Here is a 23,805-nt window from a genome sequence, read left to right on the forward strand (position 1 = left end):
CTAAATCCTAACTGGAATTCCTTTTGAATTCAAATATTGTTTGGCTTCATTAATGGAGTGTGTTCCGTAATGAAAGATTGAAGCTGCTAGTACAGCGCTAGCATTGCCAAGCTTTATGCCATCCACCAGGTGATCCAAGTTACCCACTCCACCTGAGGCAATCACAGGTATATTAACTGTTGAAGATATTTCTAACATCAAATCATTATCATAACCAATTTGAGTGCCGTCTCTATCCATAGATGTAACCAGTAATTCTCCTGCTCCATTATCTTCCATTTTTTTTGCAAATTCTGTTACATCTATATTTGTGTTGTTTCTCCCACCATGGGTAAAAACCTCCCATTTATTGCCATTTTTTTTAGCATCTATTGCAACAACAATGCATTGTGATCCAAATTTTTTTGAACTTTCAATTATCATTTCAGGATTTTGAACTGCTGCAGTATTAATTGAAACTTTATCTGCTCCACAATTTAATAATTTACCTATGTCATTAATGCCTCTGACCCCACCACCAACCGTTAAGGGCACAAAACATTTTTTAGATGTTTTCTCAACCACATCATAAATTGTGTCTCTATTTTCATTGGAAGCTGTAATATCTAAAAAGCAAATCTCATCAGCACCACCATCACTATAGATTTTAGCTTGCTCAACTGGATTACCAGCATCCTTTAAATTTACAAAGTTAATTCCTTTGACAACTCTCCCATTTTTAACATCTAAACAGGGTATAATTCTATTTTTAAGCATCTAATTCTCTCACTAATTCATCTAATTTGATATCACCATCATATATAGCTTTGCCAACTATTATTCCTTCAATATTTTTTAAACCTTTTGCTTTTTTAATGTCATCAATTGAAGACACTCCTCCTGAAATAATTACTTTACAATTAGATACATTTGCAACATTAGTTGTTTCTTCAAAATTAGGACTTTGTTTGGTGCCATCTCTATTTATGTCTGTATAAATTAATCTGCTAACACCATAATCATTTACTTCTTTTAAAAAATCTAAAGTAAGTTTGTTAGAATTTTCTTTCCATCCTGAAACAGATAAGTATCCATTTTTAGCATCTAGACCTAAAGCAATTTTATATGGAAATTTTTGACATGCTTCTTTTAAAAAAAATTTATCTTTTATAGCTGCACTACCTAAAATAACTTTCTCAGCTCCTGCATCTATATATTTTTGTACACTATCAATAGTTCTAATACCTCCGCCTACTTCAATTTTTAAATCAAATTTATGAACAATCTCTTTGATAACATCTAAATTAATTGTCTCTCCGGTTAAGGCACCGTCTAAATCAACAATGTGTAAATTTTTAAAACCATGATCTTTGTATTTACTAGCTTGATCAATTGGTGATACTTCATATTCAGTTTTATTATTAAAATTCCCTCTAATTAATCTCACACATTTCTTATCTTTAATATCTATGGCTGGAAATATTTTCATATTTATAAATTTAAAAAATTTTCTATAATTTTAAGTCCTAATTTATGGCTTTTTTCAGGGTGAAACTGAGTTCCAAAAATATTTTCTTTTTCTACAGAACAAACAATGTTTGATGAATAATCTGTTGTTGCTGAAATTACATTTTTATCCTCTGGGATAAATTCATAACTATGCACAAAATACATGTGTGAATTATTTTCTATATTATTAAAAATCTTACTTTCTTTAATAATACTAATTTCATTCCAACCAATGTGTGGAAGTTTGAATTTATTATTTTGATTATCAATCTTTGATACTTTTCCTGAAATCCAACCAAGTCCTTTCGTTTCAGTCTCTTCATAGCCAATGTCTGCGAACATCTGTAATCCAACACAAATCCCTAGAAGAGGTTTTTTGTTATTTACTGCAAATTCATTTAGTGCCTCTACTAAGCCACTTATACCATTTAATGCATCAACGCAGCTCTTAAACGATCCTTGTCCCGGTAAAACTATTTTGTCGCTTAATTTAATCTTATTTAAATCTGAGGTTACTTCAATATTAACTTTATCTTTGCCAGCTTCCTTAAAAGAATTTATTACAGAGCTGATATTTCCTGAATTATAATCAACAATTGTGACATTCATTAAACTTATAATGAGCCTTTAGTTGATGGAATACTCTTCTTATTTCTAGGATCTATTTCTAAAGCAGTTCTTAATGATCTTGCTAATGCCTTAAAACAAGACTCGATTATGTGATGACTATTGTCTCCATAAATATTTTCCATGTGAAGTGTTATTCCGGCTGACTGAGAAAATGCCTGAAACCATTCTTTAAAAAGTTCCGTATCCATCTCCCCAAGTCTTTCTACTTTAAGTTTAACTTTCCATATTAAATAAGGTCTATTAGAAACATCAATTGCAACTCTTGTTAACGTTTCATCCATTGGTATCATTGCATGAGCGTATCTTTTAATTCCTTTAAAATCTTTTAGTGCTTTTTTTAAAGCTTCACCTATAGCAATTCCAGTGTCTTCTGTTGTGTGATGAAGGTCTATATGAGTATCACCTTTTGCTTTAACTTTTAAATCAATAAGTGAATGTTTTGATAATTGTTCAAGCATATGATCTAAAAAACCTATCCCTGTATCAATTTTATATTGACCTTTGCCATCAATATTAACTTCAACACTGATACTGGTTTCTTTAGTTTTTCTAGAAACTTTTCCTATTCTGCTCATAATATTTAATACGTATATAGAGATTAATTGACTATATCAATATTTGCAATCTACCACTTGAAGAATAAAAATTAATATCCATTTATAATTAATGACTACAATAGTACTTATTAGAAAAAACAGCGAAGTAGTGGTTGCTGGAGACGGTCAAGTCAGTATGGGAAATACTGTAATTAAAAGTACCGCAGCAAAAGTTAGAAAAATTGAAAAAAGAAATGTGATTGCAGGATTTGCAGGGTCTACAGCTGATGCTTTGACGTTATTTGAAAGATTGGAAGCTAAACTTGAAAAACATGCGGGCAATCTTCCGAGAGCAGCTGTTGAGTTAGCAAAAGACTGGCGGACTGATAAATATTTAAGAAGATTAGAAGCATTAATGGCTATTGGTGATAAAGAGAATAGCTACATAATTTCTGGTACAGGTGATGTACTCGAGCCTGAAGGTGATGCAATCGGTATAGGCTCCGGTGGAAATTATGCATTAGCTGCTGCTAAAGTTTTATTAGTTTCAGATTTGAGTGCTGAAGAAATTGCAAGAAAAGCAATTCAAGTTGCATCTGAAATTTGTGTATTCACTAATAATAATATTAAAATTGAAAAAATTTAATGAAAGATACAAACGTTACACCTTTTCCAAAAGAAAAAACTGAAAAGAAAGATAACTCTTTAGTCAGCTCTTTATCACCTAGAGAAATAGTTTCTGAATTAGATAGATATGTTGTTGGACAAAATAAAGCTAAAAAAGCAGTTGCCATTGCTTTAAGAAATAGATGGAGAAGACAGGCTTTAAAAGGTGAAATGAAAGATGAAGTTTTGCCTAAAAACATTTTAATGATCGGGCCAACAGGGGTTGGTAAAACAGAAATTTCTAGAAGATTATCAAAATTAGCTGAAGCTCCTTTTGTAAAGGTAGAAGCCACAAGGTTTACTGAAGTTGGGTATGTTGGAAGAGATGTTGAGCAAATTATAAGAGATCTGCTTGAAATTGCAATTGCAATGGAGAAAGTAAAGAAAAGAAAAGAAGTTCATGCAAAGGCACAAAAGTTAGCAGAAGAAAAAGTTTTAGATGCTTTGGTGGGTAACAAAGCAAGTCTTGCTACAAGGGAAAGCTTTAAAAAAAGATTAAGGGATGGTGATCTGGATGATAATGAAATTGAAATAGCAGTAAACGATAGTGGCTCTCAAACTGCTTTTGAAATTCCTGGAATGTCTGGAGCAAATATTGGAATGATAAATATTGGAGAGATGATTGGAAAATCTGTTGGCAATAAACAAAAAAAGAAGAAAATGACTGTCAAAGAATCTCATGAAATTTTGATTAATGATGAAGCTGACAAGTTGATAGAAGAAGATAAAATTATAAAATCAGCAAAAGATTCAACAGAAAATAATGGAATAGTTTTTTTAGATGAAATAGATAAAATTTCAGGAAGAACTGACAGGTCTGGTGGAGATGTTTCTAGAGAAGGAGTACAAAGAGATCTACTTCCTCTAATTGAAGGAACAACAGTCAGTACAAAGTATGGTACAATTAAAACTGATCATATTTTATTTATTGCATCTGGAGCATTTCAGCTAGCTAAACCTTCAGACTTACTTCCAGAATTACAAGGTAGACTGCCAATAAGAGTTGAGCTTGAAGCTTTAACTAGTGATGATTTTAAAAGAATTCTTAAAGAGCCAGACTATAGTTTAATTAAACAGTACGTTGCTCTTTTAAAAACAGAAAACGTTGAACTAGAATTTTCTGATGATGGAATTGATGCAATTGCCAATATGGCTTCAGAAGTTAATAATACTGTAGAAAATATTGGTGCCAGAAGACTGCACACTATTATCGAAAGAATATTAGATGATATTAGCTTTACAGCAACGGATAGAGCTGGTGAAAAAATTATAATAAATTCTGAATATGTAAAACAAAATCTAGAAGAACTTGTTAAGGATACAGATTTATCTAAATTTATTCTTTAAATTTATTCTTATTTTTAAGATAGATATAAAAAGCTCCACTACCACCATCTTCAATCTTAGCGTCTTTAATTTCAATAATAAATTGTGTTAAACTTTTATTATTTTCAATAAATTCTGGAACTGAATATTTTAGTATACTCAAATTCTTTGAAAGGTAGGGGTTTTCAACATTTTTAGACCTTAGTCCTTTGCCTGTAATCACTATTATTTTTGTAACATCTTCATCAAAACATTTTTGAATAAATTGTTCTATGGCTTTGTTTGCTTCTTCGATTGTACAACCATGTAGATCTATTTTTTTTATCTTCTCATATCTTATATTTTTTTTATGGACAGAATCTTTATTTGGAATTTTTTCTTTATTATTTAAAAAATTTTCCCAGTCTTGTATGTCTTTGTTTGAGTTTTTTACATCTTTTTTTTTTACAGAATAATTATTAAGATTTTTTTTTTTTTATTTAGAAAATTTTTCCAATCTTCTTTATCTTTGTCTGTAATCTTCTTAATCAATTAAGTAAGCGTTTCTATTAATAGCCAATTAGGATTCGCTGATTTTAATTCTTTTGAGAAAACCCAAGTATCATAAACAGTTTTAATTTTTTCACTATCACCAGAAACTATTTTTTTTTCTTTATCTTTTAGACAGGTAATTATTTCACTAACGAAATCTACCGTAACCTCTAGACTGTTTTCTATTTTTTTATGAGTTTTGACTGCTGCTGATTTAATTCCAATAAATGTTATTTCGGCGAAATATCCTTTGCTTTCTCTATCTTTGAGTGCTTCCTTAAACTGTTCATAAATTTTTTTACCCAAAAGTGGTTTACTAGCTATTAACTTATTATCACTATCACTAAAATCTGTAATGATTGTTTCGTAAGCAATTTTTGCACCCTTTAAAAAATCTTTTTGAGCCACTTCATCAAAGTTTTCACTAGCTGGTTTTAAGCTTAAGTTTGTTTTTTGAAATTCTTTTTCAAATTGCGAAGAAATTTTTTCCCCAAAACCAGTTTTTTTTCCAAGTATCCCTCTTAAACGCAAAAAAATAAAACCCGCTATCATTGCTAAAAGAATAATATCGATGTATTCAAAACTATAACTCATACTTTTATAATATTTACTATGTTGATTAATTACAACTAGCAATTTAGACTAAGGACAAATGAACACATTTTTATTATTATTGGTTGGTGTCCCAATTATTGAGATTTACTTATTTATCAAATTAGGTTCTCAAATTGGTGCTTTTAACACTATTTTATTAATTTTTATTACTGCTTTCTTTGGTGTTGTTTATGCTCGATATGAAGGCTTTAACACTCTGAAGTCAGGAATGTCTCAAATTGTGAAAAATGAACTTCCGGTTTATGAAATTATTTCTGGTGCAGCATTAGCGTTTGCTGCGTTACTTTTAATTTTACCTGGTTTTGCTACAGATATTTTAGGATTACTGATAATATTTCCACCAACAAGAAAATTGATATTTAAAAAAGTTTCAATTAAACATAATCCCATAAAGAAAAAGCAAGATTTTATTAATGGTGATTTTGAAGATATAGAAGATGATGATGACAAAAAACTTTAAAATATTAGCTGAATTTATAAAAGATATGTCTAGCGAAACACCAGATGCTGAGAGCTATTTTTTTGTAAAAGATAATATCTTAAAATATAATTTAGATATTGTTATTAACTCAAAGCCTTTAAAGAATCAACTTATTGAAGTAAATACAAGCTTAAAATTTGAGGATAAAGAACCCAACGAAAAAAAATCTCATTTTGAAATAGTTTATGCGTCAATTGTAAAAATTGATGAAGAGATAAAAGATAAAAAAGATTTAGAAAAAATAATATTGTGCGACGTTCAAAATCAAATTTTTCCGAATTTGGAAAGGGCATTCTTAAATTTACTGCATAATTCTGGTTTTCCAGAAGTAAAATTGGAGAAAAAAATAGATTTTACTGAGCTATACAAGCAAAGATCTGCCTAAAAAAAATTTTTTTTTAAAGTTTTATTTAAATATTCCTTATGTAGCTTAGCTTCTTTTTCTGTTGGTTTGATAATCTTTTTATAATATTGATTAATATTATCAGAATCTATTATTGTTTTTTCATTATCTTCATTTTTAAAATTTAGTGTGGGTTCTTTCTGCCCTAACAGGTTAATATAAACTTTTGCTAACAAATCACAGTCTATGAGAGCAGTATGTTGTGTTCGTTTGGAATTATCCACATGATACCTCTTACATAAAGCATCAAGACTTGTTGGCGAACCAGGGAATTTATCTCTAGCTAATGCTAGTGTATCTACAACATTTTTGTTATCTAGTTTTTCCTTACCCAATAATGCTAATTCGTTATTAAGATGTGATAAATCAAATTCAGCATTATGAATAACCAACTTTTTATTTTCTATAAAATTTAAGAAATCTTTTACCACATCTGAAAATTTTTTTTGGGTAGATAAAAATTCATCTGTATAACCATGAACCTCTAGTGCTTTTTCAGAAACTTTTCGTTCAGGATTTAGATAGCAATGAAATGTATTTTTTGTGGGGATTAAATTATCTAATTCTATGCAGCCAATTTCCACAATTCTATGCCCTTCTCTAACTGATAAGCCGGTCGTTTCTGTGTCTAGTACAACTTCTTTCACTTTATATAATTTTTTTTATTATTTTTTTAATATTTTTTTTAACATACCTATTGGTAAAATTATTTTTAATTATATAGTTGGATTTTTTCTTCTTTAAACTCAAAGGAAGTTGAATCTTTTTAAATTTATTAAATAAATCAATATTAAAATTATTTCTTTTTTTTAGTCTTTTTATAATCTCAGATTTTTTTGACTGAATAAAAATTATAATATCACCTTTATTATTTAGCTTATTTTCCAATAAAAGAGGAATATCTAAAACAATTGCTCTATGTTTTTTATTTTTTTTTAAAAATAAATTCATTTTTTTTCTAATTTCTGGATGGATTATTCTTGTAATTTTTTTTAAATTTAATTCCCTTTCAGTTATAGCTTTTATAATTTGATCTTTTTTTGCTGGAAATGATGAAAAATTTTTAGGTAAAATCTTTTTTAGTTTCTTAAAACATTGTTTGTTAGTTTTGTAAATTTTAGCTACTTCAAGATCGGCATTAAATAATGGAAAATTAAAAAGTTTGGCTATGTGACTTTTTCCGGATCCTATATCTCCAACTAACGCTATTCTAATCATGCTCTTAACAAATTAAAGGTTTCTTTATCTATTTCTGGTAAAATTCCATGCCATATAAAAAAGGCTTTTTGTGCTTGATGAACAAACATGGTTTTTCCATTTTCTACTCGGGCCCCAAATTTTTTACCTTTTTTTAAAAAATCGGTTTCCTCTGGATTATAGATTATATCATAAAAAAATTTATTTTTACTAATATTTTCATAATCAAGCTTGATTTTATCTTTTTCATTTAAGCCAATACTTGTGGCATTTATAATAATATCAAAATTAATCATTTTTCCCCAATCTACTATCCCTAGTTCTGGAAAAGAATTTCTCATCTCCACGGCTTTTGCTTCAGTTCTATTCGTTATGAAAATTTTCTTTATTTTTAATTTTTTTAGAGCAATAATAATAGAGGGCACCACTCCGCCGGCACCAATAATAAGTACCGTCTTATCGTTAATTATTTGGTTTGTTTTCTCTAAAGCAACTTTAAAACCCTCAATATCTGTATTATCCCCAATAATTTTATCTTTTATTTTATAAATAGTATTTACAGATTGAGATTTACTCGCCTCATCAGTTAATAAATCTAAAAAGGGTATAACTTTTTTCTTAAAGGGAATGGTTATATTTACTCCATGGATCTTTTCTTCTTTAATCTCTAAAATTAATTTTTCTATCTCTTCTTCTTTTAGCAATTTTTTTTCATATAGTGCTTTTATATTATTTTTTTTAATCCAATAATTATGAAGTTTTGGGGATAGTGAATGTTCTATCGGATTTCCAATAACTAAAAATTTTTTATTCATTCTAATATATTTAAATAGTTCTTTATTTGTTTTATTGGAAGTCCCATAATCGTGTCCTCGTCCCCCTCAATTTTAGAAAATAAATTTCTTCCTTCACCCTCAATTTGATACACGTTGTATGCATAAAGCGCCTCGTCTGAAATTTTTATTAAATAGTTTTCCAATTCCGAAAGGGGCATGTTTTTCATTGTTAATGAGGCTATATCGGTGTAATTCCATATCATAGATCCACCCCTTGAAATACAAACCGAACTTATTAATTGATGAGTTTTTCCATTCATCCTTTTTAGTATTTCTAGTGCCTCTACTCTATCATTTGGCTTTGATATTATTTCACCCTCTAAATCTATTACACTATCTGCTCCAAGCACCATTTCCTCTATAAATTTTTGGCTAATTTTGTTAGCCTTTAATTCTGCTAAATTTTTTGAAATAATTGTTGGAGATGCTCTTTCTTTTAGTAGGCTTTCTTTAACACTGTCCTCATCCACATTAGATGGTTCTATTTTGCACTTAATGTTATTTGCCTCTAAAATTTTTTTTCTCACACCACTTTTTGATGCAAGTATAATTTCTTCAACCATTATTTTTATTTATTTCATATATTTTAATTATCGATGCTGCGGTTTCCTCTACTGACTTTCTGGTAACGTCAATTGTTGGCCATTTGTATTTGACAAACGTTTTTTTTGCTTCGTTAACTTCTTTTTCTATCTTACTAATATTTGTATAATTTGTATTTTCTTTTTCCTTAAGAGCGTTCATTCTATTTTTTCTAATATCAACTAATCGCTGAGGCTCGGTTGTTAAACCAACTACACAAGAAAGTTTAGGATTCTTTTTTAAACTTTCTGGTATTGATTGCTCGTTTACCAAAGGAATATTTAAAGTTTTATAACCTTTGTTAGCAAGATAAATTGATGTCGGTGTTTTACTTGTTCTGCTTACCCCTAACAATATCAAGTCTGCTTTAGCAATATCCTCTACTAAATTACCGTCATCGTGCGCCATAGTGAATTGAATGGCCTCGATTCTCTCATAATACTCTTCGTTTAAGGCGTGTTGTCCGCTAGGGACGTGAGATGCTTTTTGATTTAAAAGTCTAGAAAAGCTCATTATTAAGTTTCCTAAAACACTAAAACAAGGAATTTTTTTTTCATCTCCTCTGTTTGCCAAAAACTTTGCAAGAGAAGTGTCAACAATTGTATATAAAATTATCGCATTATCATTTTTTTTTGCTTCTTCCATAATTTTAGATACTTGATTTTCTGTTCTTGTAAAAAAATAAGATTTAACATCATATTCTATGTTTTTAAATTGAGCCTTAATTGCTAAAAAAACTCTGTCTAATGTTTCGCCAGTAGAGTCAGAAATAAGGTATACTTGATAAGTATTACTCATGAATAAAATGTTGGTAATTAAGTATTATTTTTATCATTTTTTAAAATAATCATATTTATTATTTTTCTTTGTAAAACCCAATTTTTATAAACATTAATAAACATGTTAAATATTAATATACATTTTATCTAATAATATTAAATAAACCCTTAATTTACGACTATATAACAATTCTATAATTTATTAAGTGTTGATAAGTAGTGTATAAAAACTAAAAAACAAATAATTACCGTTATTCACATACTATATAACTAATACTATAATTAAATATTTACTTATTATTATGACACCCATTCAGGAAACAATAATAAACAAAAAAACAAACAATTCTCCAATATGGTTAATGAGACAGGCTGGTAGATATTTACCAGAATTTAGAGAAATTAGAAAATTAAATCCTAATTTTATAAACTTATGTTTAGATGAAAATTTATCTTCAAAGATAACCTTACAACCTCTTAAAAGATTTGATTTGGACGCTGCTATAATTTTTTCAGACATTCTAATGATCCCATATGGATTAAACCAAGAAGTAAAATTTGAAAAAGATTTTGGCCCAATATTAGGTTCTTTAAATTTAAAAAATATATCCAAGGTCGATGAAATTGACTTTATAGAAAAATTATACCCAATCTATAAATCAATTAAAAAAGTCAGCGAAGACAATTTAATAAAAAACAAGAATTTAATAGGATTTGTTGGTGCTCCATGGACTTTGTTAGTTTATATGATCAATAAACATTCCCCAAAGAAAGAACTGGTAAAAAATTTCTTCAAAGATGAATTTCTAATAAATAGAATTTTAATAATCCTAGAAAAGTTTTTAAAATTACATATTGACCAACAGATAAAAAATGGTGCAACAATAATTCAAATTTTTGATAGTTGGGCTGGTCTTCTAGAAGAAAAAAACTTACCAAATTATGTATATGTGCCAACATTAAATTTAGTTGATTATATTAAATCACTAAATGTTCCTGTAATTTGTTTTCCAAAAGGAATAAAAGATTATAAAAATTATTGTGATATCGTTAAACCTGATGCGATTAATATTGATTATAATGTTGATCCTGTTTCAATATGTAGGGAAATAAAAATACCAGTTCAAGGAGGTCTTGATCCTAAAATTTTATTAACAGACAAAGAAAATTTAAAAAAAGAAACCTTGAAATATTTAACCACCTTTAAAGATCATCCTTATATATTTAATTTGGGTCATGGGGTGTTACCCGAAACTAATCCTGACATGGTTGACTATTTAGTTAAAACAGTAAAAGATTATTAAATGAAAAAAGCAATAATTCTATTTAATCTTGGCGGTCCTGATAAAATTGAAAATGTAGAACCGTTTTTATTTAATTTATTTAATGATCCAGCAATTTTAAATTTACCAACTATATTGAGATATCCTTTGGCAAAGTTGATATCTAATAGAAGAGCACCTGTTGCTAAAAAAATCTATGAAGAGCTTGGTGGATCATCACCAATATTAAAATTAACTGAGGAACAATCGGGGGCACTTGAAACAAGGTTAAATCAAACCGAAGCTGACAATGAATATAAATGTTTTATTGTAATGAGGTGTTGGAACCCAAGAGCAAAGGATGTGATTAAAGACGTTCAATTGTTTAATCCGAAAGAGATTGTTTTAATGCCACTTTATCCACAATATTCTGCCGCAACTTCTGGGTCTTCAATTAAAGAATGGAAAGATGTATGTAAAAAAAATAACTACCAAGTTAAAACAAGCACAATTTGTTGTTACCCTACAGACCAAAATTTCATCAGCGCCCACACAAAAGAAATAATAAAAAAAATTAAGGACCTTAAAAATTTTAAATTAATATTTTCTGCTCATGGCCTACCAGAAAAAAATATTAAAAAGGGAGATCCGTATCAGTGGCAAGTAGAACAGTCTGTCCAAAAAATAGTTGAGAATTTGAATATTGAGAATTTGGATTGGATATTAAGTTATCAAAGTAGAGTTGGCCCATTGAAATGGATAGGGCCATCCACTGAAAATATAATTGTTGAAAATTCAAAAATTGGCAAACATATTGTTTTAGTTCCTATCGCATTTGTTTCTGAACACTCAGAAACACTTGTTGAATTAGATATAGAGTATAAGGAAATTGCTGACGCTAATGGATGTAAAAATTATACACGTGTTCCAGCTCTTGGCATAAATGAAAATTTTATTAAAGCCATGTCGGAGTTGATAATAAAAAAAAATGAATATAAGTTTAGTGAAAATCTTTATCCTCCAAAAATTCAGTGTCCTTCAAATTTCAAAAAGTGTCCTTGTTTAAATTATGAATAGTTATCTTTTGTTTAAAAGCCTCCACTTGATAGCTGTGATTTCTTGGATGGCGGGGCTTTTGTATTTACCAAGAATTTTTGTTTATCATGTTGAAAATATTGATCATAAAATTTCGTCTTCAATATTTAAAACAATGGAAAGAAAATTATTTTATTTTATTATGATGCCAGCAATGATTTTATCCTGGATTTTTGGATTAATATTAATCTCTGTTATTGGCTTTGAGGTTATTTTAACGCTTTGGTTAAAACTAAAATTAATATTAATAATCTTATTAACAATTTATCATTTTTATTTAGGAAAATTACTTGATGATTTTAAACTAGATCAAAATACCAAATCTTCTAAATTTTTTAGAATAATTAATGAAGTACCAACAATATTGCTTATTTTGGTAGTTTTTATTGTTATATTTAAGCCTATCTAAACTTGAAATACTCGTTACAGTGCATATATTTAAACTATCTAATAAATCTTAAACACAATCCCTCAACATGAATATTCAAGAACTTAAACTAAAATCGTCCGAACAATTAATAGCACAAGCAGAAAAGTTAGGTATTGAAAATGCTAGCACACTAAGAAAACAAGAAATTTTATTTGCTATATTAAAAAAAGTTGCAGAAAAAGAAGAGATAACTGGAGCTGGAGTTTTACAATTATTACAAGATGGATTTGGTTTTTTAAGAGCAATGGAATCAAACTATTTAGCTGGACCAGACGATATTTATGTTAGTCCAAGTCAGATCAGGAAATTTGGTTTAAGAACTGGAGATACTGTTGAAGGACCTGTGAGAGCCCCCAAAGAAGGTGAAAGATATTTTGCATTATTACAAGTAGAAAAAATAAATTTCGAAGAACCAGAAAAAGCTCGTCACAAAATTGCGTTTGATAATTTAACCCCACTCTATCCAAACAAACAAATGGTGATGGAAGTTGAGACAACCAAGATTGAAAAAAAACCAGATTTAACTCCAAGATTAATTGATCTTGTAAGTCCAATTGGAAAAGGTCAAAGATCAATAATTATCTCACCTCCTAAGGCTGGTAAGACAATGATCTTACAAAGCATCGCTAACTCAATTGCTAAAAACTATCCAGAAAGTTATTTGATGGTTTTACTTATTGATGAAAGACCAGAAGAAGTAACTGATATGAAAAGAACAGTTAAGGGAGAGGTTATCAGCTCTACTTTCGATGAACCTGCCTCAAGACATGTTGCGGTTGCTGAAATGGTAATCGAAAAAGCAAAAAGATTAACTGAGCATAAAAAAGATGTAGTAATTTTATTAGACTCAATCACAAGATTGGGTAGAGCATATAATGCTGTGATACCAAGTTCTGGAAAAGTATTAACAGGTGGAGTTGATGCGAATGCACTTCAAAGACCAAAAAGATTTTTTGGTGCAGCAAGAAATATTGAAGAAGGTGGATCTTTAACAATCATCTCAACAGCTTTGATTGATACTGGATCAAGAATGGATGAGGTTATTTTTGAAGAATTTAAAGGAACTGGAAATAGTGAAACAGTTTTGGATAGAAAAATTGCAGAGAGAAGAATTTATCCAGCAATCGATATAACTAAATCTGGAACAAGACGAGAAGAATTACTTTTTGATAAAGATGACCTTTCAAAAATGAATGTGTTAAGAAGAATTATTAGTCCAATGGGAACAATGGATGCTATTGAATTTATAAACTCAAAGCTCAAGGAAACAAAAAGCAATGCAGATTTCTTTAGTTCGATGAATAAACCCGCTTAAGATTGCAACGTTAAAAACTCTGAAAGTTCTTTTAGTCCTTCGGAATAATTTTTCCATTTTTCGATAGAAGACTTGTATATTGGATTTCTGACCTGAGCAAGGCTTGCCGTGGAGACAGATTTTTTATTATTATAAAAGCTCATACAGTTTTCGTCCCATTCTAGATCACAATAATTAATTAAATTTTTAATTTCTTTTTCATTGTCTTTTATAAGATTCTCATATTCAATATTATAAATTTTGTTTTTGAATAAATCATTCCAAAAATTCATCATGTCCTTATACAACAAATAATAATTACCAAGATCGTTTAAACTGTATGAAAAATTAAGTCGTTTTGAAGGAAAAAAATTTTTGTACATGGACCAACAAATATCCATGGGATTTCTCATTGAGTGTATTATTTTACAGTTTGGAAATGCAATCAATAAAAAACCTATCCATTTAAAATTTAAGGGTGCTTTATCTGTGATAATATTTTTATCAGAATTGATTTTTTCTAAAAAATATTCTTGAAAGTTAACAAAATCTTTATCCTTAAATTCATCAACCGTTTTTTTAGAAAATTGAAATGTATTTTCAAGGAAATTCTTTTCTATAAAATCATGAGCATGATTTAATTCCCCAGCTCCATAAACCAGCCCATGAGAAGAAATTATTTGCTCTATTAAAGTGGTACCTGATCTTGGCATACCAACAATAAAAATGATTTTTTTATTAGAGGGCTCAATCTTAGGAAAATTCCTTTTACCAAATAATTTTTTTATATTATTAAATAACCTTTCATCTTTATCTGTATTATAATTTATTTTCTCATTCTTTATTTTGTTAGCAACACTTAAGTGTTTAAAAGAGTCGGCATATTCCTCTGTATCTTCTAGCGCCTTTCCCAATGCAAAAGATAGCCACATCTTATTTTCATTATCGTTGATGTCTGTAAGTTTGCTTTTCATTTCTCCAAGGTGAATATTATCCTTGTCATATTTTGTCATAAGACTAATAGCTTTATCAGCTGCTGTATTCATTGGGTTCATCTCTAAACAAGATCTAAAACATTTTAGAGATTTATTAAAGTCACCTTTTTTCTGGTAAGCATTGCCAAGTGCAAAATTTAAAGGATAGCTTTTTTCATAAACATTTTTTGCTTTTTCTAAAATTATAATTTCTTCATCGTTTTTATTCATTTTTGATTTTAAATCTGCAAGTGTGATTGAAGCATCTAAAAAGGAAGGTTTAATAATTAGTGCTTTTTTTAAATACTCTTCCGCAATATCGGTGTTATTTAAATTTCCATGAACAAGACCAAGGTTATTAAGTACAAATATATTGTTTGGGTGTTTTTTAATTGCTCTATTCAGCACATTTATGGCATCATTGTATTCGCCCAATCTATTATGTGCTAAAGCCAGAAGGTTATCAAGAACATACATTTGTGGAAATTTTTTAATAAGTGGAATTGTTTTTTTAATAACCTCTTCGTATCTAGAGGAGTTAAAAAAATTGATTATTGATTGTATTTTATTTTTCAGCTCTTCTTGAGATAAAGGGTTCATGAAATTAAATATTTATTTTAAATCTCTTTTTAAATTTGTTTTCATTAGATAATGTTTTATAAATTTATTATATGAAACTTTTGTGGAATACCAATAGAAATCTCCCAGATATTGCTACAAATATTGCAGAAGAAAGAATTATTTTTTGGGGCAATTATCATTTTAAAAATTCATCTTCTTGGATATTAAATTTATTATCTGGAATACAAATAGAACAAATTCATAGTTTGGAAAATTTAAATAAAAATGAAGATATTATTGTAGTTGATAATATGGTTGGGTTAAAAGAGTCTTTCTATTTTGAACTTAGTAATAAAGTGAAAAGAATCTATCTAGTACATCTTGGTGATGAGGGTGGTTCAGAAAAAAAGGATTTGGTTTATTCTCTTTGTGAGCATGTTTGGAGAACGTTTTATTTACCAAGTTTTAGAAATATAAAAAATATTTCATGTATTCCGATTGGCTATAAATCATCTGTACCCAAGACTAAAGTGGACATTAGTGATAAAAAATATATCTGGAATTTTATGGGGACAACACATGGGTCTAGTAGGTACGATCTGTTAAATAAACATACAGACTTAAATCCCCACTTTACAAATTTGACTGGAGATTTTGCTGGAAAAAATTCACTTGATACAAATGAATACTACAAAGTAATGAATAATAGCATTTTCACATTAGTTCCACACGGCTATTTTCACCCTGAAACTTATAGACTATATGAGACTTTAGAATGTGGTTCCATTCCAATCGTTGAAAACCCACATAATTTTTTTGAAGATTTTTTACCTAACAACCCATTTCCTAAAATTACAAGTTGGGTGGAATCCTTTGATTTTATTAAAAACCACATTAATAGAAAAGACGAACTAAATAAGCTTTCAAATAATATTAACTCTTGGTGGATAGGACATAAAGAATCATTAAAAAAGGAATTTCTAAGGATCAATGATGTTTAACAATTCTGAGTTTAATAATGCTTATAATTTGATAAAAAATGATGAATTGAATGAAGCAAATAAGCTTCTAATAAAATTAAGAAGTTCTTTTTTTCTTCATCCAGATTATTTATTCTTGATGTCATTACTTTTGATCAAATCAAAAAGAACATATCTTGCAATAGACGCCGCACTTCTCTCGCTTAAAGTCGATAATACAGAAGCAGTTTTAAAAAAACATAGTTATGAGAATAGTAGTAATAAGTTAATAGAAGAAAGATATTTATTTTTAATATCGATGTTTAAGAAAATTAAAAATTTAGAGCTTGTAGACATTTTAGAAACAACTATGAAAAATAAAAACCCAACAAGTTTTCTTTTATACTTAGAAAAAATTATGCCAGGAATTAGATTAAAAAATAAACTATGACAATTTACGCGCTTTCGACAGGCCCAGGCATTTCTGGTGTTGCAATAATAAGAGTTTCAGGCTCTGAAACTTCAAAAGTAGTGCGATTGCTCACAGGCAAGCCTTTACCAGGACCAAGAGTAGCTACCCTTAGAAAGCTCAATAAAATAGACACTTCTGAGCTTATAGATGAGGGGATAATATTATGGTTTCCTGGGCCAAAGAGCTACACAGGTGAAGATATGGCTGAATTCCATGTACATGGTAGCAAAGCTGTAATTGAAGCTCTACACACCTCTATTTCACAAGTAGAAAATTGTCGTTTGGCTGAACCAGGCGAGTTTACAAAACTTGCATTTCAAAATGGGAAAATAAATTTACTCAAAGCAGAAAGTATTGCTGATTTAATTTCTGCTGAAACTGAAATCCAAAGACAACAAGCAATAAAAATTATGAATGGAAAATCAGCAGACAGATTTAATGCCTTGCGAGAAAAACTTTTAAAAATATTATCACACGTTGAGGCTAAAATAGATTTTCCAGATGAAGAATTACCGCAAAATATTTTGAAAAATATTAAAATCAATTCTGGAGAAGTAATCTTAAATATTAAAAAAATTTTAGATGATCAAAAAGTTGGTGAAAGAATTCGTGAGGGTTTTAAAATTGCAATCATAGGACCTGCTAATGCTGGAAAATCTAGTTTATTAAATTATCTTGCAAATCGTGATGCCGCTATCGTGTCCGAGATTGCTGGAACAACAAGAGATGTAATTGAGACACATTTAAATATTGATGGCTATCCAGTTGTGGTATCCGATACTGCAGGAATAAGGGAATCAAATAATGAGATTGAAAAAAAAGGAATAAAATTAGCACTTGATAAGGCTAAAAATGCAGATCTAAAGCTGATCGTTATAGACGCTAAAAGCATTGATTTTAAAGGAGTTTTAAAAGAATTCATGGATGAAAATGCAATACTTGTGGTTAATAAATCTGATCTTTTAAAAGAAGATTTAAGTCCTGATATAAAATCTTTTGAACATGTTTTAATTTCAGTAAAAAACAATCTTAACGTAGAAGATTTAATTTTAAAAATCAAAAATAAATTAAAAAATAAATTTATCACAAGTGAGGATATTTTAATTACTCGTGAAAGACATAGGCAACACCTTGAACAAAGTTTAAATTATTTGAAAAACTTTGAAGAAAAAAATGAAGTAGAAGATTTTGATAAAGCTGCAGAAGATCTTCGATTAGCAACTCAACATTTAGGAATGATAGTTGGAAAAGTAGATGTTGAAGAGATATTAGGAAGTATCTTTAATGATTTTTGTATTGGAAAATAAACAATACCAATATTAAAATTATTTTTTCCTTAAATAAGCTAATACTATCAACATATCTCAATTTAACTCAAAACTTGTGTTTTTTGAGAGTTTTTGAGCCATTTAGGTCACTTATCGTTGATAATCATAGCTTATTTAAGAAATTTATAGACATTTTTATTGATTTTTAAGATCATAAATATATTTAAAATAATTTAATTAGTTTTGACTCTCATCTTGTAAAAAAATTGATCAGTTATAAATTTAAGTTATGAAAAATGACTTGTCATTTGATGTGATTGTAATTGGAGGTGGACATGCTGGCTGCGAAGCCGCTGCAGCTTCCGCACGTCTTGGAGTTAACACTGCCCTATTCACTCATAAAATTGAGACTATTGGTGAGATGTCTTGTAACCCAGCAATAGGAGGCCTTGGTAAAGGACACCTTGTTAGAGAGATTGATGCGTTGGATGGTGTGATGGGTGAGGTTGCAGATAAATCAGGTATACAATTTAGATTATTAAACAGAAGTAGAGGGCCTGCAGTTCAAGGACCCAGAACACAATCAGACAGATCATTGTATCGTAAATATATGCAAGAAAAATTGTTAAACTACTGTAATTTAAGTGTTTTTTCTGATCCTGTAATAAAATTTATTTTTAATAAAAACACTATAAGTGGTTTTGAAACAAAGTCAGGTAAAAAAATTTTATGTGGTAAGCTAATCTTAACAACAGGCACATTTTTGAATGGTTTGATACATATTGGTGATGAGAGAACACCTGCTGGCAGGTTTGATGAGAAGCCCTCAACCGGATTAAGTGAGCAACTTGAAAAGTATGATTTCAAAATAGGTAGACTTAAGACGGGTACACCTCCAAGGCTCGATGCTAGAACAATTAAGTATGAGAATTTAGAAGAACAGTTTGCAGATGATGATCCTTATTTTTTTTCATTCTTAACTAAAAAAAATTTAAACAAACAAGTTTCATGTCGTATGACCTATACGAATGAAAAGGTTCATAAGATAATTCAAAAAAACTTAAAAAGAAGTGCCATGTACTCAGGAAGCATACAGGGCGTTGGTCCAAGATATTGTCCTTCAATTGAGGATAAGATAGTAAAGTTTGCAGATAAGGACCGACACCAGATATATTTAGAGCCAGAAGGTCTTAATGACCACACAATATACCCTAATGGAATATCTACTTCTTTACCCGAGGATGTTCAGCAAGAAATATGTAACAATATTAAAGGCTTAGAGAGTGTTCAGATAATAAGACCAGGTTATGCAATAGAATATGACTATATTGACCCTAGAGAACTCTTTTTAACTCTTGAGACTAAAAAAATTCAAAACTTATACCTTGCAGGACAGATAAATGGTACGACTGGATATGAGGAAGCCGCTGCTCAAGGTTTAATAGCTGGAATTAATGCAGCTTTATCTTTTAAGAAAGAAGAGCCATTTATTTTGGATAGATCAGATGCCTACATTGGAGTTATGATAGATGATTTAGTAACAAAGGGCGTTGCCGAGCCTTATAGAATGTTTACCTCAAGAGCTGAATATAGACTAAGTTTAAGAGCAGATAACGCTGACCAAAGATTAACAAACAAAGGAATTGAAGTTGGATTAATATCAAAAGAAAGAGAGGATCTTTTCAAAGACAAAGAACACAAATTAGTGATAATATCTAAAATAATGTCTGAATCTTTTATATCTCCAACTAAAATTAAGAAATTTGATATTAAAATTGCAAAAGATGGTATTTTAAGAAAATCTAATGAAATATTAACTCAAAAAGGTGTTGACATGAAAAAAATAAGAGAAATTTGGCCTGAAATTCCTTATTTTGATGAAAAAATAGATGAGCAAATTGAAATTAATGCTCATTACAGAGGCTATCTTAAGAAACAAAAGGCTGACATATTAGCTTTTAAAAGAGACGAAAATTTAGTTATACCTGAAAAAGTCAATTATGATGAACTTTCTGGGCTATCAAATGAAGTTAAAGCTAAATTTAAACAAATAAAACCAAAAACTATGGGACAAGCACTACGAATTGATGGAATAACCCCAGCTGCCGTATATATTTTGTTGTCACATGTAAAAAGAAAGTCTATTAAGCTTATAGCTTAATGGAAGAAATTTTTAAAAAATATCCAATACTAAAAGGGCAAAATGTTCCACGTGAAACATTTATTGATTTTGAGATATTTGTGTCAATGCTACAGCAAAGAAATAACGAAATTAATATAATAAGCAAAAAAACAGCAAATAATGAAGTAATTAGAGAACGTCATATAGTTGATTCTGCACAAATCATTGAATTTGTTGATTTAAATAGTGATATAATAGTAGATTTAGGGTCAGGAGGTGGAATGCCGGGCATAATCATATCAATTATGATCAAAAATGTGAAAAATTTTATTAGAGTCCACCTATATGAAAAAAGTCACCATAAAAGCTCTTTTTTAAGAAAAGTATCTAGAGATTTAAAATTAAACACCGAAGTCATTCAAGAAAATATTTTTGAAGCACAAAATTTAGAGGCAGGTACAATAATGGCAAGAGCTTTTAAACCTCTGCCAATAATTTTAGATTTAATTGATAAAAATTTTAGTAGTTACAAAAATTTAATTGTTTTCATGGGAAAAAATGGTGAAAAAATTTTAGAAGAAACTTTAATAAATTGGGATTTTGATTTTGAAAAGAAAAAAAGTATTACAAGTGAAGATTCATTTTTATTAAATATAAAAAATATTAAAAAAAAATTAAATAAATAAATGCAAATTATTTCTGTAATAAATCAAAAGGGTGGGGTTGGAAAAACAACAACTGTAATTAATCTTGCAGCAGGTTTAGCCCAACTAGAGAAAAAAATTTTAGTAATCGACCTTGATCCACAAGGAAATGCTACTACAGGACTTGGATTATCCAATTTAGAAAATTCGACTGACACTATTTACGGAGTGTTGAATGGAACAAAGACAATTTCTGATGTGATAAGAAAAACAGAGTTCAAAAATTTAGATATAGTTACTTCAAATGTAGATTTATCTGGTCTTGAGGTCGAAACAGCTGAAGATAGCATGAGAGCCTTCATTTTAAAACGCGAATTAACCACTTATTTAAACAATTCTAGAGCAACCTATGACTATGTGCTTATAGACTGTCCACCATCACTAAGTTTGCTTACAGTCATGGCCTTAGTGTCTTCTCATTCATTGTTAGTGCCACTTCAGGCTGAATTTTTTGCTTTAGAAGGATTAACTCAGTTAATGAAAACCATAGAAAGAATAAAAGTTAATTTAAATCCTGAATTAAAAATTAGAGGAATACTTTTAACAATGTTTGATAAAAGAAATAAGCTATCTACACAAGTAGAAAAAGAAGCAAGAGACTATTTTAATAAAAAAGTTTATCTAACAGTGATACCAAGAAATGTCAGACTGTCGGAGGCCCCATCGCACGGCATGCCAGTTCTAATTTATGATAAATCTTGTCCCGGTAGTAAATCATATTTTAACTTTACAGATGAATTTATTAATCAAGAACAAATAAAGGGGGGCACAGCATAATGGATAAAAATAAAATAAAGAAAGGGCTAGGCAGAGGACTATCATCATTGATAGGTGAAACAAAAAATGAAAAAGATTTTAATAAATTATCCATAAGCGATTTAGTAAGCAACAAATTTCAACCTAGAAAAATTTTTGATGAAGAAAATCTAAAAGACTTAACAAATTCTATAAAAGAAAGGGGCATTATCCAACCGATAATTGTTAGAAAGTCATCTGTTAATAACTCTAAATACGAAATAATTGCAGGAGAGAGAAGATGGTTAGCTGCCCAAAAAGCTGGACTACATGAAGTTCCTGTTGTTATAACAAATGCAGATGACCTTAAATCTCTTGAATTTGCTATTATTGAAAACGTTCAAAGAAATGACCTTAATGCAGTAGAAGAGGCGCGTGGTTATCAAAGACTTATTGACGAATTCTCTTATGATCAAGAAAAGGTAGCGAAATTTATTGGAAAAAGTAGAAGTCACATAGCAAATTTTTTAAGATTACTTGGGCTTCCTGAGGAAGTACTAAAATTGATTGAAACAAAAAAACTAACACCGGGACATGCAAAAATTTTAGTTGGTCTTCATAATTCAGCATTTGTTGCAAACAAAATAATTGAAAAAAATCTTTCTGTTAGACAATCAGAAAATTTTGTAAAAATTTTTAAAATAAAAAAACAATCTTCCAAAAAAATCAAAGATATTAATCTACAAGCTTTAGAGAATTCAATTCGTGAAAAAATTGGACTGAATGTTTTAATTAAAAATAAAAATAATAATACTGGATCTCTAATACTTGAGTATAAAGATCTCACCCAGTTAAATAAAATAATTGAAATTATAAAATCTAATTATTAATTTTTTTTGAATTATTAATTATAAAGTCAGATAAAATATTTTTTGCTATTGATGAGTTTTTTTTAATCAAAAGTTCAATTTCATTACTTTCATATATTAAATTTTTTAATTCTTCTTTTTTCCAAGACTTTATTTGTTGGGTTACCAGTGGCTTATCTTTCCAAAAAATTGTTGGTTTAAAGGAAGAAATTGCCTGATCAATGTTGTTTTTTTCATCAACTAATTCACATATTTTAAGCAGTCTTTTTAGTTTAGCTAACAATGTTCTAATGACTATTATATTATCTTCATCAGAATAGTTATTTTCATTCAAAATAGTAACAGTTTTTCTAGTATTTTTAGCCAACGAATGATCAATAAGTTCCGATGCACTATAATTATCAGCAAGATTTGTCAGTTTAATTATTTCATGATGAGTAATGTTTTTTTTGTTTAAAGAAAAATTTTCTATTTTTTCTAATTCATTATTTAAATTTTTTCTATCACCCCTGCTTCTTTCAATTAAAATATTTATTAGTTGTTGAGAAATTGGAATTTTTTTATTTCTAAAAAATTGGCTAATTATGGAATTTAGAGTTTGATTGTTGTCTTCATAAAATGGAATACAAATAATAGATTTTTCTTTTTCAAAAAGTTTTCTTAAATTGGATTTTTTTTCAAGATTTTTAGAATTTATAATAAATTGAATATCTTTTGGATCTTTTTCTATCAATTCCTCTATAATAGGAACAATTTTATCAGTAGCTCTGTTTACTATAATTAATTTTTCACTGTCAAAAAATGATTTTGTAAGAATAGAATTAAAAAAGTTAATTATATTGTCTAATATTTCTTTCTCTTCGTATCTATGAATTTTATCTAGGTAATTTTTTTCAAATAAGTTCTTTATAGTTTCTCCTTTTAGACCCTCATTATTACCGTAAAGAAGATAAAATTTATAATTAGCTGTTTTTAATTTGTTCAATTCAA

Annotated in this window: 28 protein-coding genes; 15 read left to right on the forward strand and 13 right to left on the reverse strand. The window is 28.8% G+C overall.

Going from position 1 to position 23,805, the window contains the following annotated elements:
• From hisF to hisB, 4 genes are read right to left on the reverse strand one after another with little or no spacing between them, the layout of a single operon-like run.
• Positions 1–756, reverse strand: coding sequence for an imidazole glycerol phosphate synthase subunit HisF (hisF, locus tag ABXT55_RS07310; RefSeq protein ID WP_415284647.1), 756 nt, complete (start codon positions 754–756; stop codon positions 1–3).
• A complete protein-coding gene (hisA, locus tag ABXT55_RS07315) occupies positions 749–1,468 on the reverse strand; it encodes a 1-(5-phosphoribosyl)-5-[(5-phosphoribosylamino)methylideneamino]imidazole-4-carboxamide isomerase (protein ID WP_415284648.1) in 720 nt (239 codons plus the stop codon). The genes hisF and hisA overlap by 8 nt, the downstream gene beginning before the upstream one ends.
• 2 nt (positions 1,469–1,470) lie before the next feature.
• Positions 1,471–2,097: an imidazole glycerol phosphate synthase subunit HisH gene (hisH, locus tag ABXT55_RS07320; RefSeq protein WP_415284649.1), complete on the reverse strand. Its 627-nt coding sequence runs from the start codon at positions 2,095–2,097 to the stop codon at positions 1,471–1,473.
• Between the two features lie 5 nt (positions 2,098–2,102).
• A complete protein-coding gene (gene hisB, locus ABXT55_RS07325; RefSeq protein ID WP_271520795.1) occupies positions 2,103–2,693 on the reverse strand; it encodes an imidazoleglycerol-phosphate dehydratase HisB in 591 nt (196 codons plus the stop codon).
• A gap of 91 nt (positions 2,694–2,784) precedes the next feature.
• Between hisB and hslV the strand changes: the two genes are divergently transcribed.
• Together hslV and hslU are read left to right on the forward strand one after the other, a co-directional pair.
• A complete protein-coding gene (hslV, locus tag ABXT55_RS07330) occupies positions 2,785–3,300 on the forward strand; it encodes an ATP-dependent protease subunit HslV (RefSeq protein WP_415284650.1) in 516 nt (171 codons plus the stop codon).
• Positions 3,300–4,667, forward strand: coding sequence for an ATP-dependent protease ATPase subunit HslU (gene hslU, locus ABXT55_RS07335; RefSeq protein WP_415284651.1), 1,368 nt, complete (start codon positions 3,300–3,302; stop codon positions 4,665–4,667). Before hslV ends, hslU begins: the two co-directional genes overlap by 1 nt.
• Here hslU and ABXT55_RS07340 read toward each other — a convergent pair.
• Both ABXT55_RS07340 and ABXT55_RS07345 read right to left on the reverse strand, forming a co-directional pair.
• The gene (locus ABXT55_RS07340; protein WP_415285464.1) at positions 4,657–5,058 is read right to left on the reverse strand and encodes a Smr/MutS family protein; all 402 of its coding nucleotides are present in this window, start codon (positions 5,056–5,058) and stop codon (positions 4,657–4,659) included. The two genes, hslU and ABXT55_RS07340, sit on opposite strands and share 11 nt — an antisense overlap.
• 119 nt (positions 5,059–5,177) lie before the next feature.
• Entirely contained in the window at positions 5,178–5,771 is a 594-nt protein-coding gene (locus tag ABXT55_RS07345; RefSeq protein ID WP_415284652.1) for a Tim44/TimA family putative adaptor protein, read from the reverse strand.
• Between the two features lie 58 nt (positions 5,772–5,829).
• Between ABXT55_RS07345 and ABXT55_RS07350 the strand changes: the two genes are divergently transcribed.
• Together ABXT55_RS07350 and ABXT55_RS07355 are read left to right on the forward strand one after the other, a co-directional pair.
• Positions 5,830–6,252, forward strand: a complete 423-nt coding sequence (locus ABXT55_RS07350) for an FxsA family protein (RefSeq protein WP_415284654.1) — start codon at positions 5,830–5,832, stop codon at positions 6,250–6,252.
• A complete protein-coding gene (locus ABXT55_RS07355) occupies positions 6,236–6,658 on the forward strand; it encodes a protein-export chaperone SecB (protein WP_415284655.1) in 423 nt (140 codons plus the stop codon). The genes ABXT55_RS07350 and ABXT55_RS07355 overlap by 17 nt, the downstream gene beginning before the upstream one ends.
• On the opposite strand, the gene dnaQ is transcribed toward ABXT55_RS07355, so the two are convergent.
• The 5 genes from dnaQ to ABXT55_RS07380 are packed head-to-tail and all read right to left on the reverse strand — an operon-like array spanning position 6,655 to position 10,089.
• A complete protein-coding gene (gene dnaQ, locus ABXT55_RS07360) occupies positions 6,655–7,323 on the reverse strand; it encodes a DNA polymerase III subunit epsilon (protein ID WP_415284656.1) in 669 nt (222 codons plus the stop codon). The two genes, ABXT55_RS07355 and dnaQ, sit on opposite strands and share 4 nt — an antisense overlap.
• A 1-nt stretch (position 7,324) precedes the next feature.
• Positions 7,325–7,894, reverse strand: coding sequence for a dephospho-CoA kinase (gene coaE / locus ABXT55_RS07365; protein WP_415284657.1), 570 nt, complete (start codon positions 7,892–7,894; stop codon positions 7,325–7,327).
• Complete coding sequence (gene aroE, locus ABXT55_RS07370) at positions 7,891–8,688, reverse strand: shikimate dehydrogenase (protein WP_415284658.1); 798 nt, start codon at positions 8,686–8,688, stop codon at positions 7,891–7,893. The genes coaE and aroE overlap by 4 nt, the downstream gene beginning before the upstream one ends.
• Positions 8,685–9,272 (reverse strand): Maf family protein, encoded by a 588-nt coding sequence (locus ABXT55_RS07375; RefSeq protein ID WP_415284659.1) that lies wholly within the window; start codon positions 9,270–9,272, stop codon positions 8,685–8,687. Before ABXT55_RS07375 ends, aroE begins: the two co-directional genes overlap by 4 nt.
• Positions 9,265–10,089: a pyruvate, water dikinase regulatory protein gene (locus ABXT55_RS07380; RefSeq protein WP_415284660.1), complete on the reverse strand. Its 825-nt coding sequence runs from the start codon at positions 10,087–10,089 to the stop codon at positions 9,265–9,267. The genes ABXT55_RS07375 and ABXT55_RS07380 overlap by 8 nt, the downstream gene beginning before the upstream one ends.
• 283 nt (positions 10,090–10,372) lie before the next feature.
• Here ABXT55_RS07380 and hemE point away from each other — a divergent pair, with 283 nt between their 5' ends.
• The 4 genes from hemE to rho all read left to right on the forward strand — a co-directional run bounded on the left by hemE (position 10,373) and on the right by rho (position 14,172).
• Positions 10,373–11,374, forward strand: coding sequence for a uroporphyrinogen decarboxylase (gene hemE / locus ABXT55_RS07385; protein WP_415284661.1), 1,002 nt, complete (start codon positions 10,373–10,375; stop codon positions 11,372–11,374).
• Positions 11,375–12,409 (forward strand): ferrochelatase, encoded by a 1,035-nt coding sequence (gene hemH / locus ABXT55_RS07390; RefSeq protein WP_415284662.1) that lies wholly within the window; start codon positions 11,375–11,377, stop codon positions 12,407–12,409.
• On the forward strand, positions 12,402–12,836 hold the full coding sequence (gene hemJ, locus ABXT55_RS07395) for a protoporphyrinogen oxidase HemJ (RefSeq protein ID WP_415284663.1): 435 nt from the start codon (positions 12,402–12,404) through the stop codon (positions 12,834–12,836). Before hemH ends, hemJ begins: the two co-directional genes overlap by 8 nt.
• A gap of 67 nt (positions 12,837–12,903) precedes the next feature.
• On the forward strand, positions 12,904–14,172 hold the full coding sequence (gene rho, locus ABXT55_RS07400) for a transcription termination factor Rho (RefSeq protein ID WP_006997560.1): 1,269 nt from the start codon (positions 12,904–12,906) through the stop codon (positions 14,170–14,172).
• On the opposite strand, the gene ABXT55_RS07405 is transcribed toward rho, so the two are convergent.
• Entirely contained in the window at positions 14,169–15,725 is a 1,557-nt protein-coding gene (locus tag ABXT55_RS07405; RefSeq protein WP_415284664.1) for a tetratricopeptide repeat-containing sulfotransferase family protein, read from the reverse strand. The genes rho and ABXT55_RS07405 overlap by 4 nt on opposite strands.
• 71 nt (positions 15,726–15,796) lie before the next feature.
• Here ABXT55_RS07405 and ABXT55_RS07410 point away from each other — a divergent pair, with 71 nt between their 5' ends.
• The 7 genes from ABXT55_RS07410 (at position 15,797) to ABXT55_RS07440 (ending at position 22,836) form a co-directional block, all read left to right on the forward strand.
• Positions 15,797–16,687, forward strand: coding sequence for a hypothetical protein (locus tag ABXT55_RS07410; RefSeq protein ID WP_415284665.1), 891 nt, complete (start codon positions 15,797–15,799; stop codon positions 16,685–16,687).
• Positions 16,677–17,096, forward strand: coding sequence for a hypothetical protein (locus tag ABXT55_RS07415; protein WP_415284666.1), 420 nt, complete (start codon positions 16,677–16,679; stop codon positions 17,094–17,096). Before ABXT55_RS07410 ends, ABXT55_RS07415 begins: the two co-directional genes overlap by 11 nt.
• A complete protein-coding gene (gene mnmE / locus ABXT55_RS07420) occupies positions 17,093–18,424 on the forward strand; it encodes a tRNA uridine-5-carboxymethylaminomethyl(34) synthesis GTPase MnmE (protein ID WP_415284667.1) in 1,332 nt (443 codons plus the stop codon). Before ABXT55_RS07415 ends, mnmE begins: the two co-directional genes overlap by 4 nt.
• A 250-nt stretch (positions 18,425–18,674) precedes the next feature.
• Entirely contained in the window at positions 18,675–20,546 is a 1,872-nt protein-coding gene (gene mnmG, locus ABXT55_RS07425) for a tRNA uridine-5-carboxymethylaminomethyl(34) synthesis enzyme MnmG (protein ID WP_415284668.1), read from the forward strand.
• Positions 20,546–21,193, forward strand: coding sequence for a 16S rRNA (guanine(527)-N(7))-methyltransferase RsmG (locus tag ABXT55_RS07430; protein WP_415284669.1), 648 nt, complete (start codon positions 20,546–20,548; stop codon positions 21,191–21,193). Before mnmG ends, ABXT55_RS07430 begins: the two co-directional genes overlap by 1 nt.
• Positions 21,194–21,988, forward strand: a complete 795-nt coding sequence (locus ABXT55_RS07435) for a ParA family protein (RefSeq protein ID WP_415284670.1) — start codon at positions 21,194–21,196, stop codon at positions 21,986–21,988.
• Positions 21,988–22,836 (forward strand): ParB/RepB/Spo0J family partition protein, encoded by an 849-nt coding sequence (locus tag ABXT55_RS07440; RefSeq protein ID WP_415284671.1) that lies wholly within the window; start codon positions 21,988–21,990, stop codon positions 22,834–22,836. The genes ABXT55_RS07435 and ABXT55_RS07440 overlap by 1 nt, the downstream gene beginning before the upstream one ends.
• Here ABXT55_RS07440 and holA read toward each other — a convergent pair.
• Positions 22,826–23,800, reverse strand: coding sequence for a DNA polymerase III subunit delta (gene holA / locus ABXT55_RS07445; RefSeq protein WP_415284672.1), 975 nt, complete (start codon positions 23,798–23,800; stop codon positions 22,826–22,828). The genes ABXT55_RS07440 and holA overlap by 11 nt on opposite strands.
• Positions 23,801–23,805: the final 5 nt, after the last annotated feature.

This window comes from Candidatus Pelagibacter sp. Uisw_130, from assembly GCF_047722505.1.
In the GTDB taxonomy this organism is placed as follows: Bacteria; Pseudomonadota; Alphaproteobacteria; order Pelagibacterales; family Pelagibacteraceae; genus Pelagibacter.